13 protein-coding genes are annotated in these 14,268 nt (G+C 44.1%); 2 read left to right on the forward strand and 11 right to left on the reverse strand.

The window, feature by feature from the left end; all coding sequences use genetic code 11:
- The first annotated feature begins 262 nt into the window (after positions 1-262).
- Positions 263-1,522, forward strand: a complete 1,260-nt coding sequence (locus GQF01_RS02955) for a M16 family metallopeptidase (RefSeq protein ID WP_202556026.1) — start codon at positions 263-265, stop codon at positions 1,520-1,522.
- A 195-nt stretch (positions 1,523-1,717) separates the two neighbouring features.
- Here the strand turns inward: GQF01_RS02955 and GQF01_RS02960 are convergent, their stop codons facing one another.
- From GQF01_RS02960 to GQF01_RS03010, 11 genes are all read right to left on the reverse strand, one after another.
- The gene (locus GQF01_RS02960) at positions 1,718-2,098 is read right to left on the reverse strand and encodes a VOC family protein (protein ID WP_161405399.1); all 381 of its coding nucleotides are present in this window, start codon (positions 2,096-2,098) and stop codon (positions 1,718-1,720) included.
- A gap of 484 nt (positions 2,099-2,582) precedes the next feature.
- Positions 2,583-3,482, reverse strand: coding sequence for an alpha/beta fold hydrolase (locus tag GQF01_RS02965; protein WP_161405400.1), 900 nt, complete (start codon positions 3,480-3,482; stop codon positions 2,583-2,585).
- A 626-nt stretch (positions 3,483-4,108) separates the two neighbouring features.
- A complete protein-coding gene (locus GQF01_RS02970; protein WP_161405401.1) occupies positions 4,109-5,077 on the reverse strand; it encodes an aldo/keto reductase in 969 nt (322 codons plus the stop codon).
- A 695-nt stretch (positions 5,078-5,772) separates the two neighbouring features.
- Positions 5,773-6,255: a hypothetical protein gene (locus tag GQF01_RS02975; protein ID WP_202556028.1), complete on the reverse strand. Its 483-nt coding sequence runs from the start codon at positions 6,253-6,255 to the stop codon at positions 5,773-5,775.
- 250 nt (positions 6,256-6,505) lie between these two features.
- Positions 6,506-7,300: a class I SAM-dependent methyltransferase gene (locus GQF01_RS02980; protein ID WP_161405403.1), complete on the reverse strand. Its 795-nt coding sequence runs from the start codon at positions 7,298-7,300 to the stop codon at positions 6,506-6,508.
- A 238-nt stretch (positions 7,301-7,538) separates the two neighbouring features.
- A complete protein-coding gene (locus tag GQF01_RS02985; protein ID WP_161405404.1) occupies positions 7,539-8,315 on the reverse strand; it encodes a hypothetical protein in 777 nt (258 codons plus the stop codon).
- Between the two features lie 342 nt (positions 8,316-8,657).
- Positions 8,658-8,966 carry a hypothetical protein gene (locus GQF01_RS02990; RefSeq protein WP_161405405.1) on the reverse strand — a complete coding sequence of 103 codons (309 nt, stop codon included), beginning with the start codon at positions 8,964-8,966 and terminating at the stop codon, positions 8,658-8,660.
- Positions 8,967-9,648: 682 nt separating this feature from the next.
- Positions 9,649-10,086, reverse strand: a complete 438-nt coding sequence (locus tag GQF01_RS02995) for a hypothetical protein (RefSeq protein ID WP_161405406.1) — start codon at positions 10,084-10,086, stop codon at positions 9,649-9,651.
- A 207-nt stretch (positions 10,087-10,293) separates the two neighbouring features.
- Complete coding sequence (locus tag GQF01_RS03000) at positions 10,294-10,806, reverse strand: AAA family ATPase (RefSeq protein ID WP_161405407.1); 513 nt, start codon at positions 10,804-10,806, stop codon at positions 10,294-10,296.
- Between the two features lie 145 nt (positions 10,807-10,951).
- Positions 10,952-12,427 carry an amidase family protein gene (locus tag GQF01_RS03005; protein ID WP_161405408.1) on the reverse strand — a complete coding sequence of 492 codons (1,476 nt, stop codon included), beginning with the start codon at positions 12,425-12,427 and terminating at the stop codon, positions 10,952-10,954.
- A 345-nt stretch (positions 12,428-12,772) separates the two neighbouring features.
- Positions 12,773-13,174: a MerR family transcriptional regulator gene (locus tag GQF01_RS03010; RefSeq protein WP_202556030.1), complete on the reverse strand. Its 402-nt coding sequence runs from the start codon at positions 13,172-13,174 to the stop codon at positions 12,773-12,775.
- 105 nt (positions 13,175-13,279) lie between these two features.
- Between GQF01_RS03010 and GQF01_RS03015 the strand changes: the two genes are divergently transcribed.
- Positions 13,280-14,167, forward strand: a complete 888-nt coding sequence (locus GQF01_RS03015) for an SDR family oxidoreductase (protein WP_161405409.1) — start codon at positions 13,280-13,282, stop codon at positions 14,165-14,167.
- The last annotated feature ends 101 nt before the right edge of the window (positions 14,168-14,268 follow it).

Consider the following 14,268-nt stretch of genomic DNA (forward strand, 5'->3'; position numbering starts at 1 on the left):
GTTCAAACACCATTACAGGTTAACAAAAGACATTCCATAAAGTACACGACTTTATTATAAACTGAATAACGTCATGATGGGTATGTCCCCTTCGTAACGTCAACAATGTTTCGTAAACATCTATATTGAAGAGTGCATGATTCTGATTTCCTCATTCGACTCGAACATACCAACGCTCCTACAGGTATGAACCAAAATAGTGTAATATAGATATATATTAGCACGGAAGCCAGACACGAAGGTTCCCTCCGGAAAATTCATAATGAAAAAAGTAAAGGGGGATCTGCGCATGGAGACCATGACATTAAAAAATCATTTACAAGTCGTGCTGAAGCCAGATTCGTCTTCGCGCAGTGCGGTCTTTGCCTACGCGATTAAAGCAGGATGCAACACGGAAGTAGGCGTCCCTGCCGGGACTGCTCATTTTCTCGAACATATGCTCTTTAAAGGCAGTGCCACGAAAACGGCAAAAAAGATTAACCAGGACGCCGCGGACCTCGGCACGCTTCCCAATGCCTATACCTCGGAGGATGAAACCAAGTACTACATCCAGGTGCAAAGCAAGTACGGCATGGAGGCGCTGGACCTTCTATCGGACTTTTTTTGGCAACCGGCGCTCCCAGAAGAAGAAATCGAAAAAGAAAAGCAGGTCATCATTGAAGAAATTCATATGTATGCCGATCAACCGTCTTCGGTTTCCGGCGAGGTGCTCGAAGGTCTGTTGAAGCGAAGCTCGCTTCTGGGTACTAAGAAAAGCGTGCAGAAGATCCAGCGCTCACATCTCCTTCAGTTTTATAATTCGCACTATCACACAGGCGATGTGATCTTTGTAGCGACGGGCAATTTTGATGAATTTGCGGTGCTCTCTTATTTGGAACGCCTACAAGTTCATCAGCCGAAGGATCGTGCCGAGCAGGAGAGGCGTGAATATGATCTGCAGCAAAAAGAGGCGGTTGTCAAACGCAGCGTCAAACAGGCGCATATTTCATGGGCAATTCCCGTAGCAGGTTACGGGAGCAGCGACGAGCCGGCGCTTGAAATTATTGCCACGATTTTAGGAGCGCATGGGAATGCGTCTTCTCGTTTGTATGATGAGATTCGTGAAGAAAAGGGACTCGCGTATGCGGTCGATGTGGATTACGAGTCTTTTTATGACCACGGCTACCTTTTGGGATATATGGGACTGTCGGCAACTTATGTAAACGGGGCAAAGGAAATTCTGTTTAAGCACCTAGCGGATCTGGAGACAAGTCTCGTCAGTGCTGCGGAGCTCCGCCGCGCCATTGCCTGTTTGACCGGACAGCTGGTAATCGGTATGGATGATGTGCTCGCTCAAAATGATTCTCTGAGTTATAGCACACTGTATGGACTGGAGTTTGATGTTGATGCTTTCGTAGCCAAAGTAGAGGCGGTGACCGCGGATGAGGTACTGCGGGTGGCGCAGAAATATGCCTTGGCTGAGAATGTCTATGTGGCATCCGTGGTGCCGAAGACATGGAGCGCAATCGAACAACTTTCTTAAAACCCTGTTAAAATTCGGTGTGATTTTTCGCTCCCATCAAAATTGCCGACGATAAATAAAGTGAAAGATAGCTGTAGCAATTTTCTGGGTTCCATTTTCAAAGTGACGCTATGCCCATGACGAAACTGCCGAATCCTAGTCTATATAAAGAAGTTGACTCTCCGTAACGGAAGTCAACTTCTTTACTAATTTTATTTACTTATTAGGTCTTTGAAGAAACTCGATCCATTCCTTCTCGGGTCCGTAAATAAAGAAATATTTAATCCCCGACGGCATAATTGCGATCTCTTGGCTAATGAATTCTACGCCGTTATGCTTGAGCTTATCCCACTCCGCTTGTATGTCAGAAGAGGATAACGCCACGTGGTGCACGATGCCTTCGGACGGCAATCCGTCCTTAAAGCCGCTAATCAACTCTAGCTCTGCCTCGTTCTCGACGCCATAACCCAGAAAAGCCGCCTCAATTCCATAAGCTTGAACCCTATCTTTCAGCTCTAGCCCGATTATCTCCGTATAAAACCGTATGGAAACGTCTATGTCTTTCACCTGAAGTCCTACGTGATCGATCCTTTTCATGCGATGTTTTCCTCCAATTCATTCGTTATTGTATATAAATTTCGTTCGTCTGTAAGAGGCAGAAGCGGATGCGATCCTGAGCGCTCGCTATGCGGATATACCCTGGGAATTGCGTAACGTCTTCGTTGACAGGCAACACGCGGCATCAATAGCTCCGAAGGATTTGACCATCTTCCACCAGTACCCGTACCATAACGTGTCCCCGGAATGAATCATTTGCTTGTCGGCGGGGCCGTACGATTCCAAAGAAAAAAAGCTCGTTTGCCTCACATAACTTAGCGGTCAAATAATAAAGCAGATTGATGACGATGGCGATGTTCTCGAATTCAAATTTAATGCCCGCCCATGGCAGTTTAGGAATATTCACGAGAACATTTCCTTTCTATTTGAAGCGCTAAAGTGCATCAATGAAATTTTTGAACAGCTACGGCGTCCTCCTCACCTCCTCTCCCGATTATCTTTTTTATGTGAATCATATAGCAAATTAATTTAAGTTAATGAAATCTTTAATCGATCCGGCAAATTCGCGAGGTTTCTCGATATGACTCATGTGTCCACTCTGTTCGAAGATAATAAGCTGCGATCCGGAAATCGCTGCATGCATCTCCTTAGCCCACCTTGGACTGCAGATAAAATCGTATTCTCCGACAAGGATAAGTGTTGGTATACGAATCGAATTCATAACAGGTCGAATATCCCAGATCTCAGGTTTTCTATTCGGAACAATGGTAGCGTCCAAGCTGGCATGCCATGATGCGAATCCCTCCGGAGGATTCCGGTAGTCACCAAAATAGGCGGGTAGGAGCCGCTGCAAGACGCCCATGAACGATGCTCTGTCCCGAAGTGAAACGACTCCCGTCGCTACATCCATCCAGGCACGCTTGGCTTCCTGAGCTTCCGGACGATCGGGCCAACGCTGCGCAAAAAGCTCGATGCCCCGTGTGGCTTCCATACCATGTTCAGGTCCGGTAACCGGCGCCCCGTCATAGACGATCACCCCTCCGAGTTCATTGGGGTAATCCAAGGCAAATTGCAGACCAACGAAGGCGCCGTGCGAATGTCCCAGAAAGTAAGGACGCTTAGTCCCCATATGCTGAATCAGCTTGCGGGCAAAGCCAACATAGCGCGAAACGCTGTAATCTCCATCAGGTAATACACCCGATTGGCCCGTGCCGACAGGTTCGAGATAAACAACTTTCATGAACGTTTCCAACAAGGGCAAACGTAAATATTCCCAATGAAAACCTGGACCACCGGGATGGACAATGCAAACAGGTCCGCTGCCGGCAACGTGGTACTTCTGTAAAATGCCGTCAATCGTCACTTCATGCGAGCCTGGCGCGAGTGGTGAAGAACTTGGATGCTTGGATAATTGTTCGTTCAATGTTAGCCCTTCTCTCTTTGTTTATGATCGTAAGTAGATCCCCAATTTGCAAACTTCTCCCGTCCGCTACTCACAACATAAAATTCAGAAAACTTTAACCAACTCGTATTCTGACATTGATTGCAATTCACTTTCTTTACGCTATTAGATTAGCGTGTCCAGGACGTTTTGAACAGTACGCACAATTTTGTATGAACAGATACTTTTTGTGCGATAGGATAACTTTTGATCCTTCTGTTCATTCGTGTTGTGATGCCTCCAGTGACGATAAGTACCTGAATGTAATCTTTATTTTTTAGTGTTTCAGCTTCCCTATAAACTTCGAAACTAATTGATTCATCAGAACTCTTAGCATTATCAAGGTTATTAAAAAAAATTTTAACAGTGAAAAATACATTGCTTTTTCCATCATCAAATTCCAACTTTCAGAGGAAATCTATTTTCACTCAGATTGAACAAAGCTGCCCGTTAGGTGAGTACATGGCAACTGAATCGTCGGATATCATTTATCGGCACTAGATATTACTTGAAGCAATAGTCAGAGGCGATCGGCCCAAAGAGAATAGAAATAAGGCGTGATCATCCGATCCGCCTTAATCTTTCAGTCATATTAAAAATCGGGTTACTTATCTGTTGTATCCGAAACGTGTTCCTGCTAATGAACGCCATACATCTTCGCACTTCAACAGAGTCTCGGCATCCAGCGGTTGCCCCTCAATCGAGGCAATATTCTGCTCGATTTGGGCTAATCGGCTTACTCCAGAAATGATACTCGTCACGGATTCTTGCGCGGCGCACCACTTCATCGCAAGTTGCAGGATACTCAATCCACATTCCGCAGCAATTTGAGTAAGCTTGTCTACTGCGGCAAAATTCTCATCTGACCAGTACCGGTTAAAGTATGTTTCATTATTGGCAAATCGAGTATTTTCCGCAGGCTGACCCGGCTTATGTTTACCAGCCAGTAACCCCCCGGCAATAGGGTTATAGATGACCATGCCCACGTCATGCGCTTTTAAAAAAGGAACGAGTTCTGTCTCTATGCCGCGGGTAATAGGGTTATAGACATTCTGAGTGATTATGGGTGCGATATAATTACGTTTGTCGCAGATAGACAACATATCAGCGATTTGCCAAGCGGCATAGTTGCTGACACCAATATATCGAATTTTCCCCGCTTTTACCAAAGTAGACATCGTTTCAAGTGATTCTTCGAGGGTTGTATCGTTGTCAGGCGCATGCATATAGTAGATGTCGATATAATCAGTATCCAATCTCATTAAGCTAGCATCAACAGCAGATAGAATATTTCGGCGACTTAATCCCGCGTTATTAGGGTTTTTACCCATAGAACCGCGTACCTTTGTCGCAAGAATAATCTCATCACGCCTCCCTTTGAGACCTTTGCCGACGATCTTTTCGCTTTCACCCTGATTATACGAGTTTGCAGTATCAAAAAAATTAATGCCATGCTCAAATGAGTAATCCATGATTTTAAGACTATCAGCTTCGCTTGTTTGCCCTCCGAACATCATGGTTCCAAGACTTAACTTGGAAACTTTAAGACTTGTTTTCGACAAGTTATTATACTGCATAGGATAGCCTCCTTCATTTATCATCGATTTTAGAATACACCATATCCGGTGTTCCAAAAAGTAGTGATATTATTGTTACTTAGTTACTTTAACTTAACTAATTTCCCCGTCGTACAGTGAAGGGTTACAGCGCGTCACACCATTCGGTGTTTCAACTATTGTTCCCCCGTAGCATTAACCATTTCAAATTTAGTCCTTTCTACACTCCTTAGTGAATAATAAAAAAATTTCCTTTGCCGCCGCGGAAATAAGACGGCATAGGTTACTAAAAAATAGCAGCAGCTCCTTAGAGCCTGCTGCCGCGGTGTTCAAATTAAACTAATGTCTCCCGTTAGCGGAATAATTATTGCTTTTCTGTATGTTTCGTTCATCGCGCAGTCTGTAACGGCTAGATTAGCGAACGATTTCGAGCTTATCGACTAAAAGGTTCTGCAATCGAGGAAGAACACTTTTTTTAAATGAATCATTCGATCCAGGTGCTATGTAAAGGACCATTCCGTCATAATCATCACCGTGCTCTTCGGTATAATTGAGGAAAAAACTGTATTCCTCCACTGGAGTATCTGCATTTAGTATCACACATTTAAACCACCAGTCAGTGAGTTCAAATGACCGAATAATTTCCTCTTTCGAGCTGATCTTATACCACAAGATGTTTTTTAAGTTTACTGGGCGATCATATGTGAAAAGCCAGGTTATTTGGCGAACATCAAGCGACTGTTCACAAAAGCTTGAGTAGCCTCGTTTTGCTCTTCAAGAGTGAACACTGAATTCATATCGTGTACTGCAGTTCCAATTTTTAATAATAGTTCTTCATTGAGTTCTTCATAGGCAGCTTCTCTGAATTGAGCTAGAAGTTCATCCATGTAGGTCTGATTATCGTTGGGATCGAGCTTAGGTGCGTAATGATGCAACAGTATTTCCTTTACTCTTCGACTTATCGCTTGTTCTGGATCATAGATAACATCAGCATGAAAATACTGGGCATCATTTTGTATCATTTCGTCCCTATGTGGATCCAATCTTCTGTCCCAGTTTGTATATAAGAAAAGAATATTCTGATCCGGCTCACTGAAAGCAAGAATAAGTTCTGCCATAGTATCATAAACGCTTGGTCCAAATCCTAATTCGTAGCCTTGCTCCAACAGGTATGGCAAAGACTTCATTATTAGCCGCAAGATTGTTCCCCCTTAAATCAAATGAAACCATTCACATTTTAACACAAATCATTGAAGAAACCTGCCCGTTAACGTAATAAAGCCGCCGATCGTACCGGCAGCTTTATCCTAGGTGTAATTGAATTATCGTGTTCCGTTAGAGTTCAATAGTGCTACATTTGTATTGCATTAATCGGTAGCCGTCAGGGTCTTCAAAAATGAAGATATTGTTTTCTAATATCTCGTTATGAATCACAATTGGGACGCGATTTTACTTTCGGCAGATAAAGACAAGATCATGGTGGTCTGCGGTAGCTGGTTCATCTCTGAAGTCTCCAAAGATCTGGATGTCGCTGAAGCCCGCGCGCTCAAGCATCAACACCAACTCGTTCTTCGTAAAGTCTTCCACCATTTGCGTGTGAACTTCTTCCTTGATAAGGTTCTCTTCGTGCCACAGCCGAACTCGCATCTGACGGGTGGAGACGTTCTCCAAGGGATCTGTCTTAAGTGTCCGGGCAGCCATTTCCAGCTCCATGCCGTCGGCCAGGCGCTGGCGCTCGCTGGATGCGGGCCATTCCTGGGGTTCAGCCCGCCTGTACTCAGGCAACCTCGCCAGCCAAGCGGGCGGATCGTTCCATCGCACCGCATAGTTGAATGCGAACGTGCCGCCTGAACGTATATGCTCATAGCAGCGCTGCATGGCCTGCATAGTCAGACGATGCTCTCCGCCGAGACCAATCACTCCGCAGGCAATTATCGTCCTATAGCGCTGTGGCAGATCCAACTCATGCATTGCCTGCACATAGAGCCGGGGTGAAAGGCCATGCTTTGCTGCTCGCTCCTGGCAGACTGCAAGCATATCCTCAGAGTAGTCGCAGCCATCCACATCCAGACCAGCCTGCAAAAAGTTGAGCAACAAGCGTCCACTGCCGCAACCCAGGTCAAGCGCCGGTTGTCCGGACGTCTCAATCAGCTTCTTGTAGTACGCCCCTTCCGACCCAGCTTCCGTAGCATTCGCCCACGATTGCGCGACAAGGCCATAGTGCCATATTTGGGGTCGTTGCATACTTTGTTGACCTCCTTCTATTCCTCTTTGGGAAGTTGCTCTAATGAATCGCACCTTATTATCTCGCTGAGTAAAACAGGGAAAATTATACATACCTCAGTTTACTAAACAAATCACATTTGTTGCGGGTAAAAATCGCTATAAATTGAATTATCCTGCCTGATAACATAATGAGGCTGCCACATTTTCTCGGTGGTAGCCTCATTTGTAGTTTATTGAAGTAACGTTCTCCGATAACTTAACACGTCTCGTGAAAGGCTACTGGTTCATAACCATAAACTTTTATTTTGTTCTCATTAAAAACATCTCTGACTTTCTTGCTAACTACCAATTGCCTAGCATCATACGCGTTTAACCGTTCAGTGGTCAAATTGAAATCCAACACCAATTTAAGATCTGCTTTTTCATAAATCAATTCTGATCTCAAAACAGCACCGGCAATACACCGGGAACAATGTTTACGCTTTACTTTTTCCAGTCTAGTTCTCTCACTTAATAGAGGGAGAATATTATTTACTCTCATTTCAAACACTTGACCTAATTCACGTTCTTTATAATCATTGGCTGGGAGAAACTCACAGCCTGTTAATTCATTCTGAATACTGATATTTTTAGCATGCTCAGTAACGATCAACTGAGGGTAGATCGTGATAAGATGACTCTTTTTCATCTTCTTTACATCCAGTCTCAACTCAGATATCTGCTGTAATTGACAATCACAGTCTACTTCTAATGTTTCATAGACTGTGCCATAATAGGCTGCATTTTTTAACGGTTCATGTTCCCATGGAAATGGAACATTCACATGAAAGAAATAACTTGAGTCCATTTCTTTTTTTGTGTATTTCCGTCCTTCTGCAAAAGTATACTCGAGATTACGTTCCTCAAGCATTTTAAGTAACTCCTGATACCCTTCCCGAGCTTCATTGGTTTTTATTGTAATTAAACCATAAGCAATAGTACAAGAACTAATTTCGTCCACCTTACCAATTATTTTTTCTATGATATCGTTCAAGTCCGAAACAGTTCCCCTTATGTCTAATTGAGCATTCCTTTGCATTAAAGATTTTCCCCTTTGGCATTAGTATAACTAGCGCATTGTTAACCAGATTTATTGTAATCCTGCCAAAAATTTTTTTCTTAATAATACCATAATTGGAACTAAACTGCCCGTTAGTTGAGAAAAGGCAACCGATCACTAGGTCGGCTGCCTTCTCTTGTTGTTATTGTGCTATCGTATCCGTTAGCGTAACAAAGTTCTGCCGTTGAATGGATAACTTATTACCATAACACGAAACTATCCTACACTGATTAGACGTAAAGCCTCGCAAATAACAATACTTTTGTGGTCACACGGTTAGCCTTTTTTATCTGCATAATTTTCAAGATCTTCTCTAATTCCTTTTAAATCTGAGGATATTTCTTCAAACAGCACCTTATTCTTTGGATCATTTCTATCTTTAAAATTTGTACTGCCAAAAAAATCATACTCTACATTCATAATTAGTTTTTTGATGCGCTCTCCATCTTCGTCAAACTTACTCTCATAGAATGCATTTATTTTCTCTCTCTCAGAAAAAGGAAAACCCACATACTCTATACTCATTTCAAAAACCTTAACAATCTCTAGTGCAACATTTTTAAATTCACTCTTTTTTATCCTCATTTTTGAATCATCCTCTGGTATTGAACTATCGTTTCTCGTTAGCGCATTTGTCTATCACAAGTCAAAAGTTGACCATCCGTTTTCTTTTAGTTGAGTACACATAGTTCTGAAATGCCTATAACCCTTACGAGAGTGCATGTTTCGAAACCTTTCATAAAAAGTTCTCTTATAAGGAAATACGAATCGGGTTCTTGGTTCTGTGAAATATTCAATGTATGGCACCTTATCAAAAGCATCTCTCCAACCCACACAATTCGTTTCTTCTTCTTTTAACTCAGATGTTTCGAATTCAGTAGATGTGTTTACAAAATTAACCCAATTTCATCTACAATCATCGAATTTAATTTGAGCCTGATTACCATCAACATCAATGAAGACCAACTCAGCTTTATTTATATAAATCACAGATTGATGAAAAAATATTCTATTCACACTATCACCTCGAAAATCAACAATATAACCCAAATTATACCATGTAAGAATCAAGTATTGTTGAAGTAAACTTACTTTTGCTTATTCTCAATTGCTAGTCCGCTGCAATCCACTTCTCTACTGCCCGTCAGCACAAAAGGCTGCACGTGGCAGCCTATTAGGTTTGTTCAACTATAGTTCTTCGTTAGTGTAATGAAAAGTCCGCCGTTATACGATGCCACGAATATTCTGAACAATCTCTATTAATTTCTTATTTATTATGATTTCTCTCATACCATCCTATATAGTCAAAAAATTTCAATTCACGATATTTAGTTCCATTTTGAATCTCTTCAAGTGTCCATAAATGATCACTGTAATCATCCATTGCATACCCATTAAATTTGGATAAAAGTTCTTTTACAATTTGCAAAACTTCCTTGTCACCTGGATGTCTTCCAGAGATGTCGATTTGAAGTACTACATCTGATTTTATTCTTTCTAACAAGAATGCATTCTCGTCGGTATCCTCTATTTCGTTTAAAAAGCTCTTCTTCTCGTTGAACTCGATATATAATAAAGAGTCTTGGTGATTCTTATAAATCCATTGTAAGTCCTTATAATTAATACACATTGAATTTATAGTGTTAATTATAGAATCTCGACTATCTAAATCTAATAAAACAAAAACAGACCTGATAGTAATCACCCTATTCATTGGCGTTTTATCTTTCACTTTTTCGGTGTTCGTACATTGAAGTATTCGCGAAGTGATTAAGCAATCCTGCCCGTTACTTCAATAGACAACGGCAGCCGATCGGGTGACCAGCTGCCGCTATATGAGTATTCAACAAACGTTCTCCGTCAGCGCAGTGGTCGCATCCAGGTGCTGTCCGTGAGTGACCATAAGTTACTGTCATTGGCGTTCATTTGCTTCGATTTGATGGAGGATTTCGTCAACGACGTGCGCGATCGGTGCGGTGGCGTCGATTATAATTCCGTTTTTGGGAACACCTTCTTTCGTTTGATAAATTCGTGCACTGATTTCCCGTTCCTCTGGTCTACCACCCCAATCAGTTGGGTCCAATGCTACTCGCTCATCAATCCGCCGGAGACTGGTTTCCAAGTCGACTTCAAGGACAAACACGTCGTTGAAGAGATCGATGAATTTGGGGAAATTCCGCGAACCACCGCAGAAGAATGTTACCTCCTCATCCTGATTGGCGACCAAAGCTTTTACTTTATCTACATGCCAAATGTGGTGTTCGGGTTTAAAGACAACCGTTGGGGTACCAGTTTCCGGATCGCCTTGATAAGCCAATTCACGATCACCATGAATGGCATGGTAGCCGCGCCGCTGCAATTCGTTGCAGACCGTAGTTTTACCAGCGCCGGAAACGCCTCCAATCAGATAATTCCTAATGCCCAAGGTTAGACCCTCCATTCAAGTGGATAAGCACATTATATTAGATGTTTCTATCTGACGCTAAACTCCCGTTAGGTGAACGAAAGGCTGTCGCACATTGCCGGCAGCCTTGTTCTTGTTGAATGTTCAACTATCGTTCCTCGTTAGCTTAGCCCATTTCTGGTGGACGACGGAATAGTGTTGCCTGCTCAAAACTATAGGCGATGCTGATTAGCGTGGGCTCACTGAAAGCCCTCCCGGAAAAGACAACACCAAATGGACCCTGCGTCAAATCGCCATCAGCATCAATTGTTCCTTTTGCTGAATAACCGGCGGGCACCGTAATAAGGGGATACCCTAACCGGGCAGCAATGTACATGCCATCAACGTCACCGGGTAACATTAAAGCATCTAAGCCGTGTTGATCGAGTACATAGTCAATCCCTCGCGTTACAGCCGGATGGTTATATTCTTGTCGTTTAAGTTGATATGTTGTCTCGTTTAGCGCATTTTGTTCCGAGCGAATCAGATTATCTTGGCCAAACTTCAATGCGGATGCAGCGTGTTTCTGATTATAAGCTATCAGATCTTGAAGAGAATGCACGGGCATATCCGAGTTCAACTTTGATAAATAGCGATTCAGGCCTGTTTTGAATTCGTAGCAGATAACATCATTGTTCCATGGATGCTGTTCCAAATGGAGGTTCACAGTATCGATAACTGTAGCACCTTGCTCACGCAGAACATTAATGGCGGATTCCATGATGGAGAGTCTTTCTTCATCCAACGACCGATAGTAATGTCTGGGAATCCCAATGCGAGTTTTACGCAGAAAGTCTCGGTCGAGATACGATGTGTAGTCATGAAAAGTACGATGCGGGCTAGTCCAAGTTGCCTTATCGTTTTCGTCAATCCCGACGAGTGCCCCAAGTAGAATCGCTGCATCAGTGACTGTCTTTGAAATCGGTCCTGGCGTATCCTGACTTATAGAAATCGGGATAATGCCGCTGCGGCTCGCAAGCCCTACAGTAGGTTTTATTCCGACGAGAAAGTGTTGGCTGGCCGGCCCAATAATCGAACCTGCGGTTTCTGTTCCGATCGCTGCTGCTGTCAGGTTCGCCGCTACGGCTGCAGCCGATCCTGAACTTGATCCGCTGACGAAGAGCTTGCCAGGTCCATATGGATTCAACACATATCCTCCTCTGGAACTGTATCCAGCTGGCATACGATTGGACATAAAATTCGACCACTCGGTCATATTGGCCTTACCTAGAAGAACAGCGCCAGCAGCCCGGAGCTTTGCGGCCACGAACGCATCTTCAGGAGCAAACGACTCAGCCAATGCGATTGAACCAGCGCTCGTATGCATCCGGTCGTACGTATCGATGTTATCCTTGAGCAGGATTGGAATTCCGTGCAGCGGCCCCCTACTACCTGTTGTATTTCGCTCAAGGTCAAGATTCCTTGCTATTTCAAGCGCATCTGGATTGATCTCTAATAAGGCATTGATCAGAGGATTATACCTATGAATGCGTTCGATATATGCAAGCACGAGAGCTTCGGATGTACATTCACCCGAAGACATTGCCTTCTGCATGCTCACCAAGTCGGCTTCATGAATCCAATCTTCTAAGTTGATGCTCATATATTAAAATACCCCCGGTACTGGTAAATTTTCGGACAACAGTAATATGGTAACATGCTGCCTTGCCAAGGGTATAGGTAAAGTTTTGATTAGATAAGAATGTATCAGTTGGGCATCGCAGTAGAGCTTGTATTTTCCCGAAGGTCAATGTTGTAACTAAAGTAATCTACCCTTTCGTGGGCGAAGAGCCTGCTACTCGGCAGTAATGTGACTACGTCAGGAATGTTATCAGGTTCTTGTTTCCAATATTCAAAAAAACCATCATTCTAAAATGAATGATGGGTAGCTGTAGCGGCAACTCCTTTGTCATTTGTTTGGACTTGCTCCTCAAACGTGTCGACTAGCTCAGATCTCCTTCATTGGATTCTTTTGCAGCTTATCTGATTCCTCTAGATTTTTGAAAAAAATGATTTTTTCATCGACTTTCTCCAGTGTATTTTCAAGTTCCTTCATTTGATCAATAACCTTAATGCGATACGTTTCCATGAATTCTCGTCGAGCTGTTATCGGGGAGACTTGACTATCGTTCAAGGCGAAAAACTCCTGCATCTCCCGAATGGGCATCCCCATCGCTCGAAAGTAACTTAACACCTGAAACCATACGATATCGGATTGTGAATACTTGCGATATCCATTTACGTCCCGTTCTATGCCGTCAATTAATCCGATTTGCTCATAGTATCGTAAGGTATGGATGCTTAATCCCGTCTTTTCAGACACCTGTTTGCTTGAGAAATTGTTTTCCATAATCTTTATTATACCATCGATCCGAATGGTATTGCTATCGAGTGCACTCTATACTTTATCATTACACCTGTAAGCAATCATATTCATTTTTAGGAGGACTTCATTATGCGAATTTTTGTTACAGGAGCTACGGGCTTCATCGGTTCCGCCGTCGTCCGCGAACTTATCGATGCAGGGCATCAGGTTGTAGGTCTTGCCCGTTCAGACAAATCTGCTGCAGCATTGACAGCGGCGGGAGCGGACGTGCATCACGGCACCCTCGACGATCTCGACAGTCTGCGCAGCGGCGCAGCTGCAGCGGACGGCGTCATTCATCTGGCCTTCATACACGACTTCTCGAACTTTGCGGCCGCCGCCGAGACCGACAAGCTGGCGATCGAGGCGATCGGAGAAGCACTTGAGGGTTCCGGCAAACCTTTCGTGGTCACCTCCGGGACGCTTACGCTCACACCAGGACGCCTTAGTACGGAAGAGGACGCGCCTATGCCAACTGCGCACCGGCGCTCCGAAGAGGCGGCGATGGTAATGGTTAAGCGCGGGGTTCGATCATCAATCGTCCGTCTTTCACCATCCGTGCACGGTCCGAGCGATTATGGCTTCATCCCGACTCTGATCGACATCGCCCGCACCAAAGGTGTCTCCGCCTACATTGGCGACGGATCCAACAGGTGGCCGGCCGTGCATCGCCTCGATGCGGCGCGCCTCTTCCGTATGGCGGTGGAAAACGCACCGGCTGGCTCACGGCTGCACGCGGTCGGCGATGAAGGTGTGCCACTCCGTGATATCGCTGACGTCATCGGTCGCCACCTGAACCTGCCGGTGGTCAGTATTTCCCATGAAGAAGCAGCTGATCACTTCGGCTGGATTTCCTTCGCCGCATCTGTCGACAATCCGACTTCAAGTGCACGGACTCAGGAGCGCTTGGGCTGGCGGCCTGAGCACGCTTCACTGATCTCGGACCTTGAACAGGGTCACTATTTCAAAGTCCTTTAAATTGAAGGCGGCGCGATCCTTTCGTCATTCTGTCCGTCTAGTTCATTGAGATAATTGTGCACAATTGTTCATTAAAACAGCAGCAGACTCGGACTTTTTAC

This window comes from Paenibacillus silvestris, from assembly GCF_009882985.1.
In the GTDB taxonomy this organism is placed as follows: Bacteria; Bacillota; Bacilli; order Paenibacillales; family NBRC-103111; genus Paenibacillus_E; species Paenibacillus_E silvestris.

What these genes read in the sequence shown, in the direction of transcription:
- GQF01_RS02955 (WP_202556026.1), top strand. Translation starts at nt 263, where the DNA reads ATGAAAAAAGTAAAGGGGGATCTGCGCATGGAGACCATGACATTAAAA.
- GQF01_RS02960 (WP_161405399.1), bottom strand. Translation starts at nt 2,098, where the DNA reads ATGAAAAGGATCGATCACGTAGGACTTCAGGTGAAAGACATAGACGTT.
- GQF01_RS02970 (WP_161405401.1), bottom strand. Translation starts at nt 5,077, where the DNA reads ATGCAGTATAATAACTTGTCGAAAACAAGTCTTAAAGTTTCCAAGTTA.
- GQF01_RS02980 (WP_161405403.1), bottom strand. Translation starts at nt 7,300, where the DNA reads ATGCAACGACCCCAAATATGGCACTATGGCCTTGTCGCGCAATCGTGG.
- GQF01_RS02990 (WP_161405405.1), bottom strand. Translation starts at nt 8,966, where the DNA reads ATGAGGATAAAAAAGAGTGAATTTAAAAATGTTGCACTAGAGATTGTT.
- GQF01_RS03005 (WP_161405408.1), bottom strand. Translation starts at nt 12,427, where the DNA reads ATGAGCATCAACTTAGAAGATTGGATTCATGAAGCCGACTTGGTGAGC.
- GQF01_RS03010 (WP_202556030.1), bottom strand. Translation starts at nt 13,174, where the DNA reads ATGGAAAACAATTTCTCAAGCAAACAGGTGTCTGAAAAGACGGGATTA.
- GQF01_RS03015 (WP_161405409.1), top strand. Translation starts at nt 13,280, where the DNA reads ATGCGAATTTTTGTTACAGGAGCTACGGGCTTCATCGGTTCCGCCGTC.